A 24,506-nucleotide genomic window follows, 5' to 3' on the forward strand; every position below is an offset into this window, starting at 1 on the left:
GACGTATAATAATGTGCTAATGCAGATTCAAAACTGGAAATAAATAAAGGGTACATCCTCCAGCTTCGTTAAAAAGAAAAGGGCCATTACAATGCTGTAATAAACCATATACCGCCCCCAACGGGGAAACATATCTATTTGTAATACATGATCCTTATCACGCTGAAACCATTCGCACAAGAATAGCACCAGGATAAAAAAATATATTTTTTTAGGGATTAAAGCCAAAGACCAGTCTGCCACAGATGAGAAACTACATATCTTCGACAAGTAATCAAACGCTTGAGTGATCGTCTCCGAACGAAAGAATATCCAACCGACCGTCACCAGTATAAAAGTCCAAAATATGGATACGGCCTCGCCTGGCGAAGGCAAAACTTTGCCTTCGCCAGGCATATCGATATGCCTGCGATTTTTCTTTCCCAACAATAGAGGCAGGAACAACAAACCATTAAAAAACCCCCAAAACAAAAATGTAAGGTTTGCCCCATGCCAGAACCCGCTAAGCGTAAATATGATCAATGTATTACGAACACTCTGCCAACGATTGCCTCGGCTACCGCCCAAAGGTATATAAACATAATCCCTGAACCAGGTAGTGAGCGAAATATGCCAACGCCGCCAGAACTCTGCTATATCACGTGAGAAATAAGGCACATTAAAGTTTTTCATCAGGCGAATACCGAACAGCCGGGCCGTACCGATCGCTATGTCCGAATAGCCGGAAAAATCACAATAAATCTGAATAGAGAAGCAAACAGCGGCCAGAATCAAGCTAAGAGACGGCTTTGTGATATAGTCCGCATAAATCTGATCTACAAAAGCCGCACAACTATCGGCTACTACCACTTTCTTAAACAATCCCCATAAAATCTGCCGCAAACCATCAACAGCTGCCGGATAAGAGAAGATCCGCTCTTTATAGAATTGTGGCAACAACTGTGTTGCTCTTTCGATAGGACCGGCTACCAATTGAGGGAAGAAACTGACATAAGCAAAAAACGAAACAATATCATTCGTTGCTTCCATTTTTCCCTTATATACATCGATCGTATAACTCAATGCCTGGAATGTATAAAAACTGATGCCTACCGGCAAGACCAGACCGAGCGTACGGACCTGCAAGGATATTCCCAGCAAATGGGAAGCCTCCACAAAACTCGTTACAAAGAAATCATAATATTTGAAATAGCCCAGGATACCCAGATTAAATATAATATTGCCGACGCTAACCAGCCACGCACGGTTGTTAAACCAACGATCCGCTTTTCCGGAATCTTTTTTCCGGAAATAAGCGATCAGCCGGCCGGATATAAAACTCACCAGTGTAGTCAGTGCGATCAGGAACAAAAAACGAACGTCCCACCATCCGTAAAACAGATAACTGACAGCGACAATAAACAAATTCTGTAATTTAAGGTTCCTGCCGAAGACAAACCAATACAGTAAAAACACAATCGGAAGAAAGACCCCGAACTCCATGGAATTGAACAGCATATTACAATCTTATTTTCATCTCAGTTAGTAAAGAATCAACGTCATGCGCCAAACGGACAGAAAAAAGTTCTGCACCTTTATAATTCAAATGAACAGGGTCATAGAAACAAGAATTATCTTCGATCATAAAATCAGTATAATCCAACAAGGGTAGTCGACGAACAGAAGAGACGCTGTCTATCAACAAAAACGAATCTTCTATATTCGATAAATCCTTATAGGCAATCTGCTGTATCGGACTTTTGAACAAAACGACCTGTATCCCTTCTCCCTGACATTCATCCAAAAAACGATAAAACATATCTATACGTTTTACTCCCCTTTCAAAAACACGACTCTCTGATAAAAGCCCTAGTTCCATCATTTCCTGTTTCAGCAAGACTGCACCTTTTCTAAAAATAACATATTCATTTTTTGGCGAATCGATTTTATCTTTCAAAAAATTCAGCACAAGCTTGCTATTTCCCCTATATTTCATACCGGGAACATATAAATCGAAAAAAGAAATATCCATTTCTTCTGTCAGTTCAGAAAAGTAGGGGTCATTCAAAAAAATCAGATAATCTTCTTTTATGGAAGAGTAAGACATATGATATGCTCCCAGCCATAGAAAATCGATATTACACAGAATCAACCGGGGTTTTTTATTATTATGAGAACGATAAAGTTTCCATGCCACATCCGATATTTCAATCGGCCCCCCTGATACCCCTAAATTATAAGATTTCACATGCAGAATACTGTCTATTAACAATGGATCGACATGGCATCCGGCACGTGAATTACCGACAACCAGAACATCCGCTTCTATAGGATTATACAGCATGTTCCATCTTTTGTAAAGTATAGCATCGCTCTTTTTCAAATATTGACCGACTAAAAAGTCGTATAAACAAGTAACGATAACCAAAGGAAAAAGAAAAAGAAAACTATGTAACAAAAATTTTTTCATTTACCTTTTTTTATTCATTTACTATCCTCAGATTCTCACGAGCCAGCCTCGGATTCTGCGGAAGTGATTTACGAAAATAAGCTGTTGCCGTTTCTTTATTGCCATCCATCAATGACAATACACCCAGATTATTATAAGCGCGTCGATCTCTACCGGCCTGATTGAAGAAGTAACGGGCAGACTCTTTATCCCCCTGCGATAAAGCAGCAGCAGCGGCATTCAATTGGATTACAGCACACGATGGATAGGTGTAAGCAGCCAACTCGTATACTTCACGATATTGATCTGTCCCCGGACGGTACAGGGAAGCGGCACGGATAAAGTCAGTCAAAGCAACCTTTTCCGGTTGGCTGTAAATTTGTTCTATCAGGTCAGGATTGTTAACCGGAACAGTCTGCGACTCTGTCTCCACAGCCAGTTCCATACGCCGCAAGCGGCCGAAAAAACTTTTTTCAATGTCTTTATATACAGCTCCGTTATCCATTGCTTTAATTTGTTTACGGCGGTTATCAGGATCGTCGGTCAGCTGAAATATAGCTAGAACACGGCCGCTATATTTCTTATCCGATTTAGCAATGAGTTCTTTTAAACCGTCCCAATCCTCACCAACCCAATCGACTGTAACCAGGCCATTATCAGGCAAGTTGTATTGTTTCTGCAAATAGGCCTTGAACAGGATGGAACGGTTTCCGGCCAGGCGTTCATTTTCCTTCGTACTACCGTCGGGAGAGGCATAGCCGGTGATACGGATTTTCGTTATACCACCGGCTGCCGATTGTAAAAGGGGTTTCAGATGTTCTTCCAGTTTTGTCAGTTCAGCCCGGTTATTGCCGTATTTGGGATTGACCGATACGCCTCCTGCCGGATAATCGATATACACAGAAAGAAGTTGGGAAACCACCTTCGGAGCCAGTTCTTCATCCGGAGTGATATAATTGATCATCCGGTTGTAAACAGACTGGGCATCGATTTGCAATTGGGGGATCAGGATGCTTCTAGCCGGCAGTCCGGCCGGATCAGTAATATTACTATCTTCTCCCGAAACTGCTTGCACCTGACTTGCTACTTCATAAATGTCGTTTGTCACTGCTTGTTCCTGTGTATGACAAGCCGGCAGAACGGCCAGCAAACCAAAGCCGGCTATTCCTTCTAAAATTCTTTTTCTCATGATTTGTTATTTATTTTATTATTTGGTTAACAGGTGGTATATTTTTATCATAAACAAATGAAAACAAATGATATTTAAAATGATATTTCCTTATATCCAGTATATTGCCTTTTATCAGATCGTATAGAGACATCTTAAAAAAATCAACCAATTCAACTTTTTGGTCTATCAAATGGCCTTCACTTTCTTCACAATCTGCAAATTTCATATGATACCAACAAAATCCGCCATACAGGGATAAGCAATTATTATGATGAAACCTTTCAATGATCCGATATTTTTTATAATAATCATTATATACGATTTTATACGTTACTTCTTTCGGGTCATACGTTTGATACATAGGGGAAAAAAAGGTATGATCGGATATCTGAAATATAAAAGTATCTCCAGAACCATTAAAAGCTAAAGAGGTACCTATATTTTCCTTGAATCCTGCTATGCCCCATTTACCATTTTTCTTAGACAAATTTATGCCGGATAAAATGGTCATACATTTTATCCGGCATACCTGTTTAAACAGGTATGCGTTATATTGTCTGAACACTGTTTTTTGAAATGGAAGAAAATCAATTAACCGCAAAAAAAACATATTGAAAGACATACCCAATATGATTCTGAATATTTCCAGATATTTATCTGCCATATATTCACCCAAAGTAATCTTCTGTTGCAACTCATTCCGATAAGCATCGCAAAGTCGCTTCAACCGGTCTGAAAAATAAATCTGGTCGGCATCTATTTTCACGGCATACCGGTAGCGGGCCTTCAATAAGGTATAATTATAATAATTACTTAACAAATGAACAGAATCTTCTGGAAGCCCCACCGCATATTGAAAGTCCTCTTTTGAAAGATTATGGGTATATACCGGAGGTGCATAGAAAAAAGTACGTATTTTATCTGGATATTGCAACCTTTTTTGTTCTACTATTTCCTCTGTTCCATCCGTACTTTCCTGATAGCAAATGATCAGTTCATCCAATGCAGCTATACAGCTATCGATACTTTGAGCCACCCAACGGGCTTCATCTTTTACACGCATCAAACCACTTACACCACAAAGACGCTCTCTCTCCAATTCGGACAAATCGACCATATAGTCGACCGGATTATAATCCCCTTTTACACATAAAGGACATGTACACGGAGCCTTTTTCATATTACTATACTTAGTGTATTAAATTTTATCTAGATCCCTGAATTGCTTTTGCCGGGAAATACCCCAAAAAGCAGGAGAACTCAACAGTTCCAGAAACTTCTCCGCACTACTACCTTTGCCAAAAGTATATTCCGGTTTTACCGCTATCGGCCCGATACCGGAGATAGCCGTCAGTATATGCTCCGGATCTTCGGGAACATTACAGATAAAAGAAGAACTGGCCCGATTCTGTTGACGGCTGCCGATATTGATACAGGGAACCCCGTAAGCCGGAGCTTCACGGACACCGGCACTCGAATTGCCGACAATAAACTCCGCATTCTTCAGCAACGATAAAAAATATTCAAAGCGCATCGAAGGGATCAGGCGGAAACGAGGATGTTTTTTTAACCGTTCATAGGTATCCAGTATTAGATGCGATCCCAAGTCGTTATTTGGATAGATCACAACATAATTATGTGTATCCTTCAATAAAGCCTCTACCAGCCGATTGACATGCAAGGCAGTTCGATCGTACTCCGTAGTTACCGGGTGGTACATCACGATAGCATAGTTATCATAAAGTATTTCGTAGTATTCCTTTACTGTAGTCAGAGCCGGTAGTTCATCGGAAAACATGACATCCATATCAGGAGAACCGATCACAAAAACAGACTCTTCCTGTTCTCCCATCTGTATCAAACGACACCGGGCTTTGTCGTTGGCCACAAAATGTGTATGACTCAGTTTGCTGACCGCATGACGGATCAATTCATCGATCGTGCCTGACAATTCTCCTCCTTCGATATGGGCAACCAGGATATTATTTAAACTACCGGTGATAGCTCCCGCCAGAGCTTCCACCCTGTCACCGTGAACGACAATCAGGTCGGCCCGATTTTCTTTCAGATAAGTAGACAGCCCATCGATGGTTTTACTCAGGGTCAGATCCATTGTTGCTTCGGATGTGTGGTTCAGATACTTAAAAATTCTTTTACAACCACAACGCTCTACCTCCAGATAAGTCGATCCATACAAACTCTGCATATGCATACCGGTAACAAAAATCGAAACTTCAAAATCCGGATGGCTATCCAGTATCTTTATCAACGACTTCAACTTTCCGAAATCGGCACGCGTTCCGGTTACAAACAAGATACGTTTCATACTTTTTTATTTCTCAATCATATCATACAGTAACTGTACATCTTCATCGATATCCACAGTTGCTTTCTTCCCCAATATACTTTCATACGAATCAGCCAGGATACCATCCACGCCGGGACGCTTCACCCAAAGGTTCTCCCGAGTAAAACATTCGCCTTTTTTTACGGGACGGATCGTAACGACTGTTGCGTAAGCAAAATCGATCGTTACCTGTTCTTCCGGTAAAGGTCCTTTATGTCCGCCACGCATCGAATAGATCATACGGCTTTGCTCTATCAGTTCGCGTGTTGCCTGTTCATCCATCGAACAACAGATATCCGGCCCACGACGATCCATCCGGTCGGTAAAATGACGTTCTACAATCGAGGCACCCAGGGCAACGGCAGAGAGACAGGCCAGGTTGCTTGTCGTATGGTCGGACAAGCCGTATACATAACCGGGAAAAGCCTCCGCCATTTCCTGCATGGCTCCCAAACGAACCAGATTGGCCGGAGTCGGATAAAGATTCGTTGTATGCAAAAGAGCTACAGGTACATGATATTCTTTAAAAATATCTACCGCTTTACGAATACTGTCGATCGTATTCATTCCGGTAGACAATATCACCGGTTTATGGAACCGGGCGATATGCTCCAGCAAAGGATAATTATTGCATTCTCCCGAACCTATCTTGAACGCCGGTACATCCATCCGTTGCAAGCGATCGGCTGCCGCACGTGAAAAGGGGGTACTGATAAAGATCATGCCTTTCGACTGTACGTATTTCTGCAACGCGGTTTCATCTTCTTCCGAAAGTGCGCAACGATTCATTATTTCATAGATGGATACATCCGCATTGCCGGGCACTACCTGTTTTGCCACTCCGCACATTTCATCCTCTACGATATGCGTCTGATGTTTCAACACTTCCACGCCTGCACGTGCTGCTGCATCCACCATCTCGAATGCGGTCTGCAACGAGCCTTCATGATTGATACCCAATTCGGCTACGATCAAAGGAGGATATGCCGGTCCAACAGGCCGACCGGCAATGAGCAATTCGTTTTTCATATAAGTTTCCTGATATTTTTACTGAGTTATTTCTATTTCAAATGCTGCTGCAGGTAAACCGTTGCCGTTGACCAGATTGGCTTTACAGGGATATGCGTCGAATGCATAATGAACCCGGCAGGGAGACTGCACTTCCGGACAGGCGACAAGCAATTGCTCCTCCTCTATTCTTCCGTCGGCAGGATAAAATTTACCATCTGCTCCTGCCACCTTTATCGTCTGTACTGAAGCTCCGTCCGAGGTTTGCAACCCTGAAGCAAAATCGAACTTAATACGTATTAAGTTCTCGTGAAGCCATGCTTCACGAGGCTGAGGGCCGCATGGTACAATATCTTTCTGTCCGTATGTATAATGCAATGCCAGACGAGCGAGGCGTTCACCCATAGGTCGACGATTTTTAAAATGAGGATTATCTTCAACCGATAAGTCGTAAGAGACAGCCATACCGACATAAGGTATTTTCTTCAGCAATTTACGCTGCGCCTCCCGGATTTCAGAATAATAATACTTTGTCCCTTTTCCAAATGCATTCTCATAATTCATGCCATGTAATTGCACATAATTAAAAGGAAAACATTCTCCCCAATCTGTCCGCCAACTACGAATCAACAGTTCTTGTAAACGTTCAAACTGAACTGAATCGTTCAACTGGGCGCTACTTTCACCGGCAAACCAGATACATCCGCGGATCGGATACCCTTTTATCGGACGGATACATACCTCATAGCAATAGCCGGGATGATACGGATGCAATTGTTCCTGTTCCGGTATACTTTTCCCTATATTCTCTATTGCCCGCTCTTTCATCCATTTTGTTACCCGACTGTTTTCATACCAGTTACTCAATATTTCGGGAAACTCCCGTTGTAAAACGTGCCGTTCAATCCAACAATATTCAGCTGTTCCTCCCACCGGATTGACAATCAGACCGACCGGAATACCCAAACGGGAAGATAATTCTTCCCCATAATAATAGGCAATAGCAGACAAATCTCCTAAAAAAGGACTACGACATTCCCGCCAACCTGTATACGATATATAACGGTACCGGTTTATACAACGGTTCACTCCCCAGGCCCATTTACCCGGATAAGTGAGAGCAAATGGATACAAACTGAAGTAACGATATGGAACCCGATTATTCGGATCTCTATTTTCAGGTAGATAATTCCGCATAGTTACGACCATATTACTTTGTCCCGAACAAAGCCAGACTTCTCCGGCATACACATCTTTATAAACCAGTTGCTTTTTAGGGGTACTTACTTCCATCCGGAAAGGACCGCCGGGAAGAATAGCCTCCAATACGACCTCCCATCTGCCGTCAGACCGACAACAGGTTTGTTGCATGTGTCCGGCTATACGGACTGTTACCCATTCTCCGGAACAAGCCTGTCCCTGTATCCGAAGGGGTTTATTGCATTGCAAGATCATCCCGTCGGCATATAACGGTGACATTTTTAGACCTCGCACACGTTCTTTATTCACACACTTCAGGTTGAAATAAAATGGATAAAGCGTTCTCTTTATTATGCTTAACACTCGCCTGAGCATATCGGTTATTGACTATCTTGTTACTTGTTTATTTGAGATGCCATTGTAAATATTACGCCTTTTCGCTTCCTCTATCAAGGCAGGAGTAACGTCATATCCGGAAATAACCTTTTCAATTCCATCTCCCAGACTGAACACAGCTGTTGAATTTACCGTAATCACTTTATGTAAAGTAATCTCCTGCAACAGGAGTAATTCCAACGGACAAGGTGTATTTAGGATTTGTGCCGAAGGAAAATAAACGGAATAATCCGTTTTTTCATACGGATGAACTTTGATCAACACTTTCGATTCATCCTGACCGGCAAGCAACCTGCGATAAACCTCTATCTTATCCGATTCGGTAAAAACTAATGAATATTCACTAAAGGGTTGAGTCAACAGAAGTGTATCGCATGCTTTCATTAATTCAAGAGTGTTTTCTTCAAACATAAAAACATCCAGTATCCTTTTTTTCTTTGTCGGGCTTTTTCGTTGCCACAATGATTTTAAGTCGATTACTTTTGTTTTGGGAAGGATAATATCCGGTATGGGTAAAATACCGGTTAAATAAATACATTCAACACCATCCGCTAATCCGAAAGGAGGATATGTATCGCCATACATCCATCTTCTCCACCGCACTTTTTCTTTTTTTGTAACCTGATACTCCGGCTCCGTTACGGCTTCGTAAGAAAGTGTTCCATCTTCCAAATAAAATAGATGTTTAAACAGCCTTATAAATAAATTGGTGAAATGTAACCACCCCCCCAAATAAACAGGCAGATTGCGATTCCGTAATGCAAACCAATAGATTGTCAGCAAGGAAGCACAGCGGAATTTCCTTTTTTCAGATAATATCTTTGCCCCGGATATACGTTGTACGATAGATACCGGAAACTTTTCATGAAAGAAAAATAAAGTTTCCTCTTCCTTACAGGGAGCAAGTAAATAATATTGCAACAATGCATAGGGATTGGGGAGATAAACTATTGTCTTATAACGATCTAACAGATTCATCTTATTTATTTGATTTTTTCTTTATTATATTTATGACTATAATAGGCTACCATTTCAAAATCTTCCTGCGTATCGATATCCAGATAGCCGAACGAATGATCGACAATCAATGAATATAACGATTCCCCCCGGATACGACTTTTCAGGATCAATTCCCTATGACTGATATATAATAATCCGTTCTCAAAATAAAGCGGTTCCATATCCTGACTGCGTTGTCCGAATGTAAAGTTCCAGGGAATAAACCGGCCATCTGTCAAACGCCCCAGCTTACGAACTAAAGGAGATACCGTAAACAGGCTGTCGTATATACCAGTCTCTATCGTTTGTAATGCTTCTTCCATCATTCCATCCGGGCGAAGAGGATTCGTAGCTTGCAATAAGATCATATAATCGAACTCCTTCTGGTAGGAAAGGAGTTCGATTGCAGCATGCTGCAAAGCCGAATCGGTCGAACACCGATCGCCCGATAATTCTTCCGGCCGTTCGATAACTCCTGCCCCATAGCGACGGGCCACTTCTGCGATTTCCTCATTGTCTGTCGATACATATACTTCCGTATCGGGTAGAACCTTTCGGGAATAAAGGATGGAATGAGCCAATAAAGGGATTCCTCCCAGGGGATATATATTTTTCCCAGGAAAACGTTTCGACCCGCCGCGAGCGGGGATTACTGTAACATATTTCATATTAATTCAGAGTTTGTCTTTCCTTCGTAGCGGAAGGAAGTAGTCGGTAGTTCAAGATTTGGTTTAATCTTTAGTAGATAGCAATGGTTCAATTATTGACAGATGTGAATGTTACTTTTCTCTTGAAAGAAAAGTAACCAAAAGTTCAAGGCTACACCGGCTTCGCTGCTACGGTGAAAGACTACGCTGTCGTCTGCGAACTCGCTTCGCTCAAACAGCGCAGCCTCCTGACGCTTCGTCTTTCCCCTTCGCGGACGCTCACCCGCCGAAGACCTTTCGGAGAACGCGAAACGTTCTTTGGGGATGGCCGATACCGACACCTTTATAACAGGCTGTATCGGCAATCCTTAGAGGAAGCGGAGCTTCCTTGGAAAGGCATCAGCTGGCGAGCGTAAAGCGTAGCAGCCGGAGTGAGCGGTCGGAGCATCCGCTGTCTGAGCGAAGCGAGTTCGGAGGCGACAGCGAACGTAGGATGCGGAGTAGCGAACCAGGTGCAGCCTTGATCTTTTGACTACTTTTGGATCAAGCCAAAAGTAGGTTCAATATTTTCTAATTCAGATGTTAATCGACTATTCAAATTCGCGTAAAGCCTCCGGCTGCCAACCTCTGTAAACTGCAGCAAGCAGACGCAGGCGGGTATTACCGGTACTGGCAAGTACCTTTTCATCGGAGGCATAACGACGTAATTGTGTTTCTGCCTCTTGTATCAACGACTCTACCTTCGTTGTCGTATCGTCCCGTTTCAGAAACTTCAACTCTATAAGGTATGAATACTGCATATCCGGATAATTAGCCAGATTAGGCATTAAATAAAGATCAGAAAAACCGCGACCCGCTTCAAATTCCGGCCAGATGATAAAATAATCCGTCAACCCCATATAAGCCACCATTAATGTCTTAATGGTCGTTTCCTGATAGATCGCATCGCGAAGGACAGCTTTCTTATCTACTTGTTTGGCAAAAAATTCCAAGGCAGCTTCCCATTCTCCGAAATAGGCCATACGACGCATACGATCGGATAATTCCATAAACGGAAAAACGACCGATTCACGTTCTTTCATCGCTTCTACCAGGTAACTGTAAATCTGTTCGCGAACAGCCAGGTTGGGAACTTTCATTATTGTTTCTCCATACTCCACCCGGTCATAAGTCAGTAGACCGAAATAGTATAATAAAGAAACAAAATTACCCGGATCAGCTAGATTCTCTGCGGGAAAACTATCTTTAATCACATTCCCGTTCACCTCTCCGGTATCGATCAGGCGGGTTATAACCGAACGACCTTCTTCCTGCATCTTGTCGATACGGATAAAATGACGCAATTTACTATAATCCGTACGAATATTACGATCCAGCATATCGGAAGGAGGACGTTTTTTCTGCAGATAATTATTCAGAAAATAGAGAACCATGTCCGAATTATACATCGTCTGACCAATGCATTCTTTGGCAAAACAATAATTGTCGTACCAGGGCTTTATCATCCGGACAATATCATCGATAGGATCAGCCAGCATTCCTTCCGATTGATAATAAGATAGCATATCGAATAGTTCCGATTCGCTGAAACCTACCATAGAATTAAATTGCTCATCAGTCGTTATATTCGTCCCGATATTGAACCCACTCGTAACATCGTCCAACGTTACAGGCGACACACCGGTAATGAACATTCGCTTAACTGGTGCATCCGGCCCGGTAGTAATTGCTTTGACAATATTGAAAAATCCGCGATAAAAACCTGAATCATGTGTCAGGGCACGATACACATTATTACCCTCACTGGATAATATCGTATTGGTGAAATTATCATATTCGTCGATCAACAGATAAATAGGTACCCCTAGCATAGCGGCACGTTTACCGATAAAGTTCAACTGATCGGCTGCCGTCTTCAGTTCCCTGATTTCTTTTGGGAAACCCGGTTCAAAATACGAAGCATATTGATCGGCAAAAGCCTCCATCTGAATTTTAGCATAGCTATTGAAGGTATCTTCCAGCGCCTGTCCCGTACCACGAACGGCACTGAAATTGAAATATAACACCAGATATTTCCCTTGTTCACCGGTAGGATGTTTACCGATATACTGATTACCGAACAACTCGTCAAATTTATCAGCATATCTCACATCATAGTAACAGTAAAGCATACTCAGGAATAAAGACTTTCCAAAGCGACGCGGACGGATCAGAAACAGGAAAGCTGCCGTCTTTTCCAAATCGTCAATATACCGTGTCTTATCTACATAATAATAATTTTCCGTAAGAACACGAACATAATCCGTCAATCCATAAGGTATTTTCTTTGCCATATCTTTCTTCATTCTATAATTTCACCTACTCTTTCGGGTAGTAGTCACACAAAGATAAATAATTAAACCGTATGTACTGTCTAATTTTAAATTCTTAATTTCAATTCTCAGGGTTCCCCCAGAAAGCGCCGCATCTGTTCGGTTTGCAGCGGGGTGAGCTTGCGCTGTCCTTTTATCCAGCCGGCTTCTTCCAGGGCGGCAGATAGTTTGGGATTATAATTGATCCATCTTCTCAGGGCATTGGCAGCTGAAGCCGGCTGCAATGTCGGATTATACAACATGGCGAGTTCAGTAAAGCCATATGTTCTGATCTCAAATTTCTTTTCTTCGGGATAATTGTCGGTGTTCATATCAGATATTATTTTATTGGTTTTATGTTTTAAATTTACAAAATAAACGCCATATAAACAACTTCTTAACCCATTAAATTCAACGATATTTCATTATATTTCCCCGTATCACATCCTATCCTATCACATCCCATTTTGCCCCTTCCCGCCTGTCGTACCTTTGAATTGTTATCGATAACCAACAATTATTCATTATTAGTTATTCATCATTAATTATCAAAGCTATGTCATTAAATTTCCATGTAGTAGAACGTCCCGATATGAGCAAAGATGCCGAAAAGGGAGATAAATTGTATTACGGACAGATCCGTTCGTTGAAAAAAGTCAGTTTTCAAAAGCTTTGCGACATGATCGCCATGCGAAGCACTGCTTTTATCGGTGATGTCATGTTAGTTGTCGAAGGCCTTCTGTCTGTCATGCAGGAGCGTCTGGAAGAAGGCGATATCATCCAGATGGGCCGCCTGGGTAATTTCCGTATGGTAGCCGGCAGCAAAGGAGCCGCCACTGTCGATGATTTCGACACCTCTCTTTTTAAGAATGCACGTATCGTGTATGTTCCGGGAACCATGTTGAACGACATTCGCAAGAGTGCTACGTATGAAGAAATCAAACCGTTATCATCCGAAAAGTCGTCCCCTTCCACTCCGGACGATGACAGACCGGTGATCGAATAGTCCATATTATGTATAAAAAAGAATTTATCCAACAGTTTCTTCCGGCTGCACAAGCAGCCGGAGAACATTACAAACTGAATCCGGTCGTTATCCTTGCCCAGGCAGCTGTTGAAAGCGGCTGGGGCGAAAGCGATCTCTGCAAAGTGTATCACAACTACTTCGGTATTACCGGCTACGGCAAATCCAATATCTATTGGAATGGCAGTAAAACAGAACCGGGGGAAAAGTCGCATCTTCAATTCCGTATTTACCCGATGCCGCAGCAGAGTTTCTTTGATTTTGCCCGGTTGATCACTACGGCTTATCCGTTTGCAGCCGCTATGAGTTTTCACATTGAAGCCTATGCCAAAGAGATTTCATACAGCCACTACATCAGTGAAATGAACGGCGACAATCGGACTGACTATCAAAAGATGCTGGTTAGCATCAGTACCTATATCACCGGTATAATGCCTGATATTACACATTAAACTATTCTTTATTATGAACACTTTAAAAGTTATCTTCGACTTTTTGTTATCCGTGACTCGTCTGATCTTTCGGGGAAAAGGGAGGCATCAATGCCATCAGCCTGAGCCTGGCGATAGTAGCCACACTGGCACTCTTTCTCCGCAACACGGAAGTGGCCCTGGCTGCCATCGGAACGATACTCTCGCTTTACCGGAAAACTCCCCCTCCCCCGAAAATATGATGGGATGGGCATTAATCGTCTGCGCAGCAAGCGGGTATCTGATGAAACTCCTGGCATAGAGTATTTAAACAGGGAAGGCATGCGGACAACGACATATCTTCCTTGTTTTCTATTCACGATAACGGATAAATTCCTTATGTTTCATTATACCCAATTTCTTTAGTAGTATCCGGAAACCTTCATCTGCCAGAACACGAAACTCCATCCACGAACGAGGAAATCTTAGCGTCCGTTTTTTTCTTTCAGAACCGATCGAAGAACAAGAGTTATCATTATGATAAACAAACGAGGGATACAGAGCATCAATGCGAATTCCTTTCCTACGAAATAAACTCCAATCGTCTGCAACCCAAAAAGGAGGTCCGGCTGATACAATCATATTTGCAGCTTGTCTGTTAATAAAATAAATTGTTGCAGATGCCGCCTTATATGTCTTATATATTTTATAATTATCTTTAACTGAAATACCTTTTCCCATATAATCGAAAAAAGCGAAATTCAATAAAACTAAAGGTTTTTTACTCCTAATATAACGAGCACTTATTTTCAATATATCATCATACGGCTCATTCCATTTAAAACCTATATCATCTTCAACAATCAGAGCAAACTCCTGATCTGATGCAAGTAATTTTTTATAACACTCTAAATGACTCAAAGTACAGCCAACCTCACCCAATAATAAATCATAAGACTGATAATTCTTACTTTTTTTGAAATCAAAATTTTCACTGAGTTTTTCTTTTCCGAGCTCTCTACCATCTACCGCATCTACAAACTCAATATCAAGATAAGCTATTTTACTTATTTCTTTAGTGATGTAAATCCGACGCTCTGTATCTTTCGGAAGGTTGATTACGTATGTTTTTATATATGTCTGCTCCATCCCGCTATATTTTATTCAAGTCCTTCAGATCTACTATTTTACGACAAACAGCCAATGACTCCGAACGATGGGAAATGACCAACAGAGTTAATCCGGGGCATTCTTCCGACAACCGGACAATCGCATCATTGATGGCATGCTCCGTCGTTTCATCCAGAGAAGAGGTTGCTTCGTCGAACATCAATATTTCTGCCTGTTTATACAAAGCGCGTGCAATACCGAGTCGTTGGCGTTGTCCGCCCGAAAGCATACATCCTCCTTCTCCTATCGGGGTATCCAGACCATGCGGTAAGGTTTTAATAAAACTATCCAACGATGCCAAACGGATTGCCTCCCCGACTCGATCCCTGTCGATTTCCACTCCATCCACTCCCATCGCTATATTTTCCAACAAAGTACCTTCAACCATAAATAATTGTTGGGAAACATAACCTATCTTACGCCTCCACGATTCCAATCTATCTGCCGACAGGGGAACATCATCCACATAAATACCTCCTGCATCCGGTTGAAGAAAACCCAGTAACAGGTGGAATAAAGTCGATTTTCCAGAACCCGATTCTCCACGAAAACCGATAAAGTCGCCTTTATGAATATCCAGGGATATATCTTTTAACACCTGCACCTCTTTATCATAAGAAAACGAAAGAGAGCGAATCGATATGACATCTTGAAAATCTAGTAGCTGTTGATCCAATACATGTATTTCTTTTTGCTCTGCTTCCAGGTCACTCAATAATTCGGAAGCAAATGAATTTCCTTTCATTTGGAATATAAATCCGGAACTGCGAACCAAGCCGGGAAGGACACGATAAACAGCTATCGCAAACAAACCTATTATCAGTCCCAAAGAGGGTAATTCAAAAAACCGGGTGGCCAGAATCAATACAACCAACGAACAAACAATTGCAATCTCCAATGCTTTTTGTAAAGATCCGTTCAATAATAAACGCCGTACATTAATCCGATTTTGTTTGATCATTAAATCCTGAAAACCGCCGAAGCTTTTCGAAAAAGAATGGCTCATTTCCATATCCGTATAGCCGACAAAGGTTTGCTGTAACAATTTTCCTTTCAAAGGAATTAACCGGAATAACATGTTTCCGTAAACCTCCATACGGGAACGGGAAAAACGATAATATATCAAGGTAATTGGAATAAAGGTTAACAAAACTAATAGAAAAACATAGACATTGAACAGTATCAAACCTACCAGAATAGACAACATAACCACACATTCACAAATCAATTGGGTATAAGGAACCAAATATCCGAGTATCAGATTATCTGAGATACCATTGACCTTATTGATCAAAGTTAGACTGTTATGTCGCTTGATATACAAAAAACCTTTTTGATAATAATAGTTATACAAATGCAGGGACAAATAGCTGGAGATAGTAAACAAACGCTTGTTCTGCATGTATAACAGCCATGTGCAGACCACTACCCGGACAATTGTAAACGACAGGATAGAAACACAAATAAAAAACACAAAGGATGAAAAATCAGTAAACTCCCCCCATTGGTATATCCCGGATAAATATTCATTCTTATCGATCGTTTTTTCATCCAACACCAATAATAGGATGGGAAGTAATGCCCCTGTACCCAGCAGATCAAAAACAGACATAAGAAAAATAGTCATTCCTGTCATCCAGATACGCATTCTATATATCCGGGGTAACAGTTTGTATAAACGGATTATAACCGAAGGAATAAAAAATATCATGCTGATAAAAGTTTTTTGTTAGTAGTTGGTTGTAAAATTTGTTCGCTTTCGGATAAACTAAGCCATAATAAAAAGCAGAGATAAGCTCCGGAAGCAGTGATATACCCTTCAATAAGCATATGTACAGAAAACAAAATCATCATAGAACTTAACAATCCTCCTTTCAGTCCTGTATCCAACTCTTTGAAAAGTATATATATACCATAAGCAAAGGGTAAAAAAAATGAAAGAAAGCCATACAGTCCCATAGATGATAAAAGAAAAAGCCAACTGGTTCCCGGCTCTATCGTACCAGTATGTCGGTTTATCGTATGTTCGCTCTGAATATAATCCAGGTTAAAACTGGAAAATCCCACACCAAACAAAGGGTAGGCGGTAAATTCGTCTATCCGGTCCTGCCAGATACCTTCACGGGAGGCTACAGTTCCCCCATTCTTCCTACTCGTTTCTGTTTTCTGACGAAGCCTTTCCGTATAAGGCCACCAGAGAGCTGATGTGGATACAGCCAAAAGAAGAATAAACAAAACCGCTTGAAGCATTTTGCCCATTTGGCGCCTGTATAAACGGATATAAAAGAAAGCCACACCGACTACTGTCGCAGCTAAAGCTCCCCGGGAACCGCTTAACAATAAAACCAGAAAACTAATGCCTATATAGGCAGATTCTTTATAAAGCTCCCGACGAGTTTCCGAGAAATGAAACCGGTAGAGACTGTATAAAATACAAATACCGGCTAAAGGAGATAACACCATCGAATGGGCAGTCAGTCCGCAAAATCCCGAATCATTGGTAACCTGGTCGGGAGCTATAAATTTCAACAGGAATGAAAGCAATACAATCCAACGAAGGACAAGTAAAGTCTGGATGAATAAAAGCCGTCGCATACGAATTAACCGGTTATTTACAAAAAAAGGGCCTACCATAAAAACCAGACTAAAAAAGGCAAACGTACGGGCTGAGACCTTAAATAAAGCCGGTATATCATTCAGCCAAATAGAGAAAAAAACCGCCGAAATAAAAAAAAGATATTTCTTATTAACAATTATCCCACCTCGGAACAGCAACCAAATGAAACACCCCAGATAAATACCATAATAGATTACATCGGGTAAAACCAGAAAACGATTGACACATTTGGTTAAAGAGGTCAAAAAAACAAGCCAGAAAAGTATCTTCTCCATTCCGTATATATAATCAACAAGGTTTGTTCTCAGACAACGATTCCTTTTGGGAATGCCGTATCCATACATTCAATAATTTACTCAACCCTATCCCCAAAAGTAAATCGACTACCAGCAATACATTTATATTACAGATATCTACCAACCAGTTATTCAGGAGCAATAAACCGATCGTAAATACCAGCACCAGTTCTGTTGCCTGAAGATGTGTCAGGCCCGCTGCCAGGCATTTATGGTGCAAATGGTTCCGGTCGGCCAGAAATAGCGGACGATGATGTATCGCACGCACCACCATCACCCGACAAGCGTCGAACATCGGAATAAATAATAAGGTAAAGGGGATAACCAGGTTCTTTACGTCAGGCTCTGTTTCTGAGATATAAGCGGGAAACTTAATTATTAAAAATGATAACAAAAACCCCAACGATAAAGAACCGGCATCCCCCATAAACATTTTTGTTCCTTTGGAAGCACGCCCCCATATATTGAAATAAAGAAATGGAATCAGGCATCCGGCTGCCGAAAAAGCCAGCATCGAATACAACCATAATCCTTTCTGAAAAAACATCCAGCCTATCACAACAAAAGAAAAGGTACTCCCTCCGCCTGCCAAACCGTCTATGCCATCTATCAGGTTCACCGCATTTGTAATAAATACAATCAGCAGAATAGTCAACGGAACGCCAACATAAGCCGGCAATTCGTATAAACCGAATAAGCCATATAAATTAGTCAGATAAAAACCGGATATGGGAAGTAAGGAAGCGACAAGAAACTGGGTAATAAACTTTTTGCGATATCGAACACCGATCAGGTCGTCCTCGACGCCTACCATGAACAGGAATAGACAGCCTGCCGACAAAAATAAAAACTCCAATAAGATATGTCCTGTTAATTGTTCATTCATCGGGAAACCAATCAGATGACGATAACCTACGACCAACGACATTGCCAGAACAATGGATGGAAAAAAAGCGATGCCACCTAAACGGGGTATTTTCTCTTCATGACTTTTCCGGCTATTAGGAATATCATACAACCGTTTTCGCTTGGAGATCTTCAGTATCTGCGGTAGAAAGATTGACGAAAATATAAATGACAAAATCAGACAAAGAAATATCGAGATTTTACTTTTCAACGGCTCGCCGTAAATAATACTCAAAACAGCTAAAAATGAGGATATTAACATGTATTTATTGTTTAAGTGTCTATATAACAAAGGTGGTCAGTCCCATTCCTACGGGCGACATACTAGTGCTTTTGTTTTTGACCCTTATTTATGGAATAAGGGTCATTGGGTTTAAATCACTATATTTCAGCATTATACTAGATATTATAATAAAAAAGAAGGCAAAAAGTCATTGCTTCACACAGTATGCATAATTTAAAATAAGTACAGGACAACTCTGATCCGGAAATAATGTATCGTGAAGTACTGAGAAAGGAGAGAATAATAATTTATTTAGTAAAATAGTCTTGCAAACCCAGAGATTTCTTAAATAAATGTCAAAATAGAATTTCCTACGATGTTTATGTTCGCGCTAAATTCAGTTAAAAGAATTTTAGCGGCAGATATTGTTTTTCATAACAGTTTCATTTCTAGCAGTTTTATACCTGCTTTTATGTAAAAATCAATAGCTTTCTTTTAATATTAGTATTTTTTAAAGCACAAAATGTCTTTCTGATAGAATTTTATCAATTAATTTTTTTTACTTTTGCACCCAATAGGAATTTCAAGCCATTTGGTAGTATAGGGTATAGAATAATCGTTATTTTTCGCTACCTATTTATTGGCAATGACCCTTATTCCATAAATAAGCGTCAACTTTTAGACTTCCGTTTATTCATCCACTTTTCCACAAAGCCAATGATTTTCAGATTAACACGATCTATCTCCGATTGATCCAGATCACTCAGATAAAATTTTGTTGTTCGTTCAGAAGTATGCCCCAATGCCTGACCGATTACTGCCACCGATGCAGAGTTCTCTTTTGCACACATTGCCCAGGAATGGCGCGCCACATAGGAGGTTAGTTTTACAGGGCTATTCAACAGATTTCCTATTTTATCCAAACGGCGGTTATAGGTTCTCAAAGCCACCTTATAAGTCTCATAAGAAGCATCCACTGATTTCAATATAGGAAACAATAGCTCGGACTCCGCATCTGAATACTTTTCCAGTAAATAACGCATACCCGGAGTGATGGTAACACGTATTTCCGTTTTGGTCTTTATACGATAATAAACCAGTACATTCCCATGCAGATTCTTCCGGGTTAAATGCGCCAGATCCACAAAGGTCATACCACATGCCATAAAACTGAAGAGAAAAAGATCGCGGGCAAAATCCAACCGTTTATTCCCTCCCAAATCCATTTGCATCATTTCCTTTATTACATTGATTCCTACCGAACGTTTATATGATGGCATAGGACGTAAATGAAGTTTCTGAAAAGGATTCTCTTTGGGAGTAACCAAATTCTCTGAAACAGCACTATTATATACACTTCGAAACGCACTGGCATAATTACTGACTGAGTTATGGCTTAAAGAGATCGATTGCAAATAATCGACAAAGCTGTTTACCAATTGAGTATTTATACGTTTCAAATTCAATTTATCCTTACCGACAAATAAAGATAACTTGTTACGTGTTGCTTTATAAATAGCAGCAGTTCCATTCTTTCCCGATGCATATTTATCTTTTTCAAGATAAACCATATAGCTCAATATATTTCCATGAGCTATCTTTTCTTTGTTTTGTGTCTTTACCATAAAATCTTATTTTTGAATTAGAAATAAAAAAACAAATATAAGCGATATTTGGTTTCATCTTGCTCGAAAGCTGTTGAAAGACAAAAAGGAAGGATACCTCACGGCATCCTTCCTCCTAACGCAACGAATGAATTATTAATACTTATACTTAATTCTTCTTACTTCTTGCAATCGCAAGTGGAATAAGCTACTAACATCCAAACTAATTTTTCCTGTTCTTTCAGATAATCGCTCATCAGCGCAACCGTAGCTTCGTCTCCGGCTTCAGAAGCCAGGGAAAGCAGTTTACGTTCTTCAGCGATAAACTGGCCGTAAGTGCTCAGAATATTTTCCAGGGCTTCGTCGCCGCAGGATACGCCTGATACTTCTTTCACTTTTGCCACTTTCAGATATTCGCTGAATTTGTTTACAGGTACGCCACCCAACATCAGGATACGTTCTGCCAGTTCGTCCACCTTTTCGGCTGCATCGTTATACATATCTTCAAATTTACTGTGAAGAACGAAGAAACCGTGTCCTTTAATATTCCAGTGGAAACCGCGAAGGTTTGTATAGAATACCTGATAATCGGCTAATAACTGCTGTAATGATTCTACTACTTTGTTTGCTGCTGATGCATCTAAATGCAAATAATCTAATGTTTTCATATTCTTTTGTTTTTTAATTGTTATACGTTTTTGTTTTTCTTGTACTGCAAAGATACGGAAGATATAAACATCTGTCAAACAGATAATTACTATCACAACATAGATAAAATCTATCAACGCTGTCTCACCTCGTTTATTACTATTACATAGTTATATAGAGAAAAAGATGTACTATACACATCTAAACATATATACACGATTTTTCAAACAAGAAGTAAAGTGATTAGATTTTACATTTCGATCATTAAACTTTACATTTTCACCGATATTCAAGGCATATACAATAAAAAATCATAATCAGAGTTAATCCAAGCTATTAACATTTGTAGTCTAAAATAGTTTAATTTACATTTGACTGAGATAACAATTACCACTAATAGTTTCAAGATGATACGAAAAAACTTTATTTTATTGCTATTACTTCATTTAACTGGGGTACTTTTTGCGCAATTAACTATTTCACCAACAAATTCACCTTCAATACCTGAAGGTAGTAACATTAATCTGGGAAGCCATTTCAGTGCCTCCGGAGGCACGCCTACCAAATGGACTCTAGATGGCAAAGAAATTACTTTAAGCAGCGTTTCCTTATCTTATAAAGACGATGGGAAGTTATTACAATGTATGTCCGCTTCGGATACGAGTAATCTGGTTCCCGTTAAAGTTGTCGGAAAACCGACCGTAACCAGTTTAACAGGAATGCCGACCGGTATTCTGAATGAAGGAGACCCGGTAACATTAACAGTCGCATTCAAGGCTAACGGCTCGACAGGGCATACCTACAAATGGTATATCGGTAGTGAAGAGATAACCGGTCAAACAAGCGCAACATTGAATTATACATTCAAAAAAGCTGATCATGGCAAAACGATCAAGGTCGCTATCCAAGCTGCCGAGTTTACTGAAGCTACCGAAGCATCCGTAGGTGTAACGTTCGACGGAACGATGGTGACGGATAAGAATCCGGCGTTACCGGCAGGTAAGAAAACGGATAATACGATATTCCCGGTAACAGTCGGACAAACGTTTACAGATCCAACTGTTGAATATGACGGACCAACTAATGGAGGAGCAAACTTTTTTATAACACAAGATGCTATAACTTACAACGACGGACAGTCTCATACAGTTAATTACAAAGGGAAAAACTATGTGTGTACCGTTAAAGTCATTGAACCTACTCCCTATACTTATCTTAGCTCGACAATAACCTCCGCATCACGCGTCACAGGTTCATTTATTGACAATAATAATACATTATTCTTTGACTCCGGCATATACATACCTAAAGAAACTGCCGGTCAGGCACCTTTCTATAAAGATGGGTTAAAAATGATTGGTACCGGAAGTAAAGAAAATCCTTCTATTATCGGGCCGAATTATGGAATATGGGCTGGTTCAAGCTATGAAGGACACGTTGTATATCGTGTTTACAACAACATGGTTATTGAAAATATCGTATATGACGGAGGTAATATAAAATTTTACGGTCAAGTATCAAGCGGAGGATCCAATCAAAAAAACAACTATTATTTTATAACTATCGGATCTGCTCCAAACGTTATTTTAAGAGACATAACCTTTAGAAATATCGGAAATTCCAGTATGACTAATGTTCGCTCCGTACTCAATTTGGTGGAAGGAACGGCTGATAGAGATCCTGATAGAAAAAGATATTACATAAATATTCTTTTTGAAAGTGGAAAAACAAGTAGTAGTTATGCTCCTATCAATATCAATGCAACCGATGGACACTATTTTAAAGATATTGTTTTCGGAAATAGTTTCGCCAGCACAGGAGCTGACTATATTTCGATTACCGGACAAAACAATCATGCAGTTAGAGAACCGGGATGTAGGAATATTGTTTTTGATGGAAAACTGACCATGCCAACGGGAAAAAGAATACGTATATGGAGATACACAAGCCGGGGTATTTCTTTTCCGGAAGAATACAAATATCTGGAACTAAAAACAACCTCTACCGGATACAGCAGTACTTTGGATTATACCTATGATATGTATGTCCATAGAGACATAACATCTCCATCTTCCAGCAAAGCTTATCTGGATGTATCCAACAGTTCATACATTGTATTCAATTCGTTGAATGCATCGACGTTTAATACACTTTACACTTTACACACCAGTACATCAAGCCCTGTAAGTGCGATATGTACGTTACCCGAACCTAATCTGGTCAGGCTAATAAGCAATAGCAGTAATACTGTCGGAAACTTCACAATTCCGTCTTATTTCGGAAAAAAGCAAACCAATATAGTGGCTGTAAATTCATTAGCAGATCCATTAACACAGGTTAGTGAAACAGGGCTAATACCTTTTAGCGGCACCGCAATCGGTTTACCAACCACCGACCCGGAATATATCAAACTGCATAACATCGACTTTTCAGAAGAATACTCTATTTATGATGCGATCAAGGACGATGGAAACAATGTGGCCAACTCCCGTTACGGAAGCTTCTACAATTGTAAGTTCAAAGCTCCAAAGCCTGGTGATCCGCTGACCGTAGAAGGAGATGTTGAAAAACTTCAATGGTCGGTATCCAAAACGACCAATGAATCGTATGAATACAACGATGTAGAAAATAATTCCACCACTTCGGTAATGGTAGGTACTCCTGTTTATGTGCAGATCAGACCTGTCAATCTTAATAATATCGATTACGACACGTGGTCAATCGAATATGCGGCCACGCCTGCGGATTACCACTATCCGATGGATGCCCCAATCGCTAAAACCCTGCGCTACGACTTCAACAAGGGAGACGCCCATACGCTGGAGGGTACCTATTATTATAATGTCACCAAGTTGATCCTCTACAAAGCAGGTGCCGAAGTAGCCACCTACCTGTACCGTAACGCAAGCTGCACGCATAAGGTCATCATCGAGGACAACCCCGTCAAACCGGTTCCCGCCCTGCAATGGTCGGTTTCGACCGTCACCTACGAGCAGCCCTACTTCAAAGATGTGAACGACCAGGCGACCACTTCCGTGAATTACGGAACCCCCGTCTTCGT

Annotated in this window: 19 protein-coding genes and 1 pseudogene; 3 read left to right on the forward strand and 17 right to left on the reverse strand. The window is 40.6% G+C overall.

Annotated elements, in window-relative coordinates; genetic code table 11:
* Positions 1-27: 27 nt before the first annotated feature.
* The 11 genes from HMPREF1536_RS25340 to HMPREF1536_RS25390 form a co-directional block, all read right to left on the reverse strand.
* Entirely contained in the window at positions 28-1,497 is a 1,470-nt protein-coding gene (locus HMPREF1536_RS25340) for an MBOAT family O-acyltransferase (RefSeq protein ID WP_028727960.1), read from the reverse strand.
* Between the two features lies 1 nt (position 1,498).
* Positions 1,499-2,449: a hypothetical protein gene (locus HMPREF1536_RS25345; RefSeq protein WP_028727959.1), complete on the reverse strand. Its 951-nt coding sequence runs from the start codon at positions 2,447-2,449 to the stop codon at positions 1,499-1,501.
* A gap of 10 nt (positions 2,450-2,459) precedes the next feature.
* Positions 2,460-3,617, reverse strand: a complete 1,158-nt coding sequence (locus HMPREF1536_RS25350) for a tetratricopeptide repeat protein (RefSeq protein WP_028727958.1) — start codon at positions 3,615-3,617, stop codon at positions 2,460-2,462.
* A 10-nt stretch (positions 3,618-3,627) separates the two neighbouring features.
* On the reverse strand, positions 3,628-4,779 hold the full coding sequence (locus HMPREF1536_RS25355) for a hypothetical protein (protein ID WP_052349838.1): 1,152 nt from the start codon (positions 4,777-4,779) through the stop codon (positions 3,628-3,630).
* 18 nt (positions 4,780-4,797) lie between these two features.
* A complete protein-coding gene (neuC, locus tag HMPREF1536_RS25360) occupies positions 4,798-5,925 on the reverse strand; it encodes a UDP-N-acetylglucosamine 2-epimerase (protein ID WP_028727957.1) in 1,128 nt (375 codons plus the stop codon).
* Positions 5,926-5,931: 6 nt separating this feature from the next.
* Entirely contained in the window at positions 5,932-6,975 is a 1,044-nt protein-coding gene (locus tag HMPREF1536_RS25365) for an N-acetylneuraminate synthase family protein (protein ID WP_028727956.1), read from the reverse strand.
* Between the two features lie 18 nt (positions 6,976-6,993).
* Positions 6,994-8,433 carry a sialate O-acetylesterase gene (locus HMPREF1536_RS25370; protein ID WP_052349837.1) on the reverse strand — a complete coding sequence of 480 codons (1,440 nt, stop codon included), beginning with the start codon at positions 8,431-8,433 and terminating at the stop codon, positions 6,994-6,996.
* 108 nt (positions 8,434-8,541) lie between these two features.
* Positions 8,542-9,528 (reverse strand): glycosyltransferase family 52, encoded by a 987-nt coding sequence (locus tag HMPREF1536_RS25375; protein WP_052349836.1) that lies wholly within the window; start codon positions 9,526-9,528, stop codon positions 8,542-8,544.
* Positions 9,529-9,533: 5 nt separating this feature from the next.
* Entirely contained in the window at positions 9,534-10,217 is a 684-nt protein-coding gene (locus HMPREF1536_RS25380; RefSeq protein ID WP_028727955.1) for an acylneuraminate cytidylyltransferase family protein, read from the reverse strand.
* A 569-nt stretch (positions 10,218-10,786) separates the two neighbouring features.
* Positions 10,787-12,529, reverse strand: a complete 1,743-nt coding sequence (locus HMPREF1536_RS25385; protein ID WP_028727954.1) for an ATP-binding protein — start codon at positions 12,527-12,529, stop codon at positions 10,787-10,789.
* Positions 12,530-12,636: 107 nt separating this feature from the next.
* The gene (locus HMPREF1536_RS25390; protein ID WP_028727953.1) at positions 12,637-12,879 is read right to left on the reverse strand and encodes a DUF4248 domain-containing protein; all 243 of its coding nucleotides are present in this window, start codon (positions 12,877-12,879) and stop codon (positions 12,637-12,639) included.
* Positions 12,880-13,103: 224 nt separating this feature from the next.
* On the opposite strand from HMPREF1536_RS25390, the gene HMPREF1536_RS25395 reads away from it, so the two are divergent.
* Together HMPREF1536_RS25395 and HMPREF1536_RS25400 are read left to right on the forward strand one after the other, a co-directional pair.
* Complete coding sequence (locus tag HMPREF1536_RS25395) at positions 13,104-13,553, forward strand: HU family DNA-binding protein (RefSeq protein ID WP_028727952.1); 450 nt, start codon at positions 13,104-13,106, stop codon at positions 13,551-13,553.
* A gap of 8 nt (positions 13,554-13,561) precedes the next feature.
* Complete coding sequence (locus tag HMPREF1536_RS25400) at positions 13,562-14,023, forward strand: glucosaminidase domain-containing protein (RefSeq protein ID WP_028727951.1); 462 nt, start codon at positions 13,562-13,564, stop codon at positions 14,021-14,023.
* Positions 14,024-14,353: 330 nt separating this feature from the next.
* Here the strand turns inward: HMPREF1536_RS25400 and HMPREF1536_RS26825 are convergent, their stop codons facing one another.
* The 6 genes from HMPREF1536_RS26825 to HMPREF1536_RS25430 all read right to left on the reverse strand — a co-directional run bounded on the left by HMPREF1536_RS26825 (position 14,354) and on the right by HMPREF1536_RS25430 (position 21,465).
* Positions 14,354-15,130 (reverse strand): glycosyltransferase family 25 protein, encoded by a 777-nt coding sequence (locus HMPREF1536_RS26825; protein WP_028727950.1) that lies wholly within the window; start codon positions 15,128-15,130, stop codon positions 14,354-14,356.
* A 4-nt stretch (positions 15,131-15,134) separates the two neighbouring features.
* On the reverse strand, positions 15,135-16,862 hold the full coding sequence (locus HMPREF1536_RS25410; RefSeq protein ID WP_028727949.1) for an ABC transporter ATP-binding protein: 1,728 nt from the start codon (positions 16,860-16,862) through the stop codon (positions 15,135-15,137).
* Complete coding sequence (locus HMPREF1536_RS25415; RefSeq protein ID WP_157395715.1) at positions 16,859-17,746, reverse strand: O-antigen ligase family protein; 888 nt, start codon at positions 17,744-17,746, stop codon at positions 16,859-16,861. The genes HMPREF1536_RS25410 and HMPREF1536_RS25415 overlap by 4 nt, the downstream gene beginning before the upstream one ends.
* 310 nt (positions 17,747-18,056) lie before the next feature.
* Positions 18,057-19,232 carry a glycosyltransferase family 4 protein gene (locus HMPREF1536_RS25420; RefSeq protein ID WP_044192256.1) on the reverse strand — a complete coding sequence of 392 codons (1,176 nt, stop codon included), beginning with the start codon at positions 19,230-19,232 and terminating at the stop codon, positions 18,057-18,059.
* A gap of 632 nt (positions 19,233-19,864) precedes the next feature.
* Entirely contained in the window at positions 19,865-20,818 is a 954-nt protein-coding gene (locus HMPREF1536_RS25425; RefSeq protein ID WP_028727946.1) for a site-specific integrase, read from the reverse strand.
* 158 nt (positions 20,819-20,976) lie between these two features.
* Positions 20,977-21,465 carry a Dps family protein gene (locus HMPREF1536_RS25430; protein ID WP_028727945.1) on the reverse strand — a complete coding sequence of 163 codons (489 nt, stop codon included), beginning with the start codon at positions 21,463-21,465 and terminating at the stop codon, positions 20,977-20,979.
* 387 nt (positions 21,466-21,852) lie between these two features.
* Here HMPREF1536_RS25430 and HMPREF1536_RS28315 point away from each other — a divergent pair.
* A pseudogene (locus HMPREF1536_RS28315) lies at positions 21,853-24,506 on the forward strand (hypothetical protein); the annotation flags it as partial.

This window comes from Parabacteroides gordonii MS-1 = DSM 23371 (assembly GCF_000969825.1).
Taxonomy (GTDB): Bacteria; Bacteroidota; Bacteroidia; order Bacteroidales; family Tannerellaceae; genus Parabacteroides; species Parabacteroides gordonii.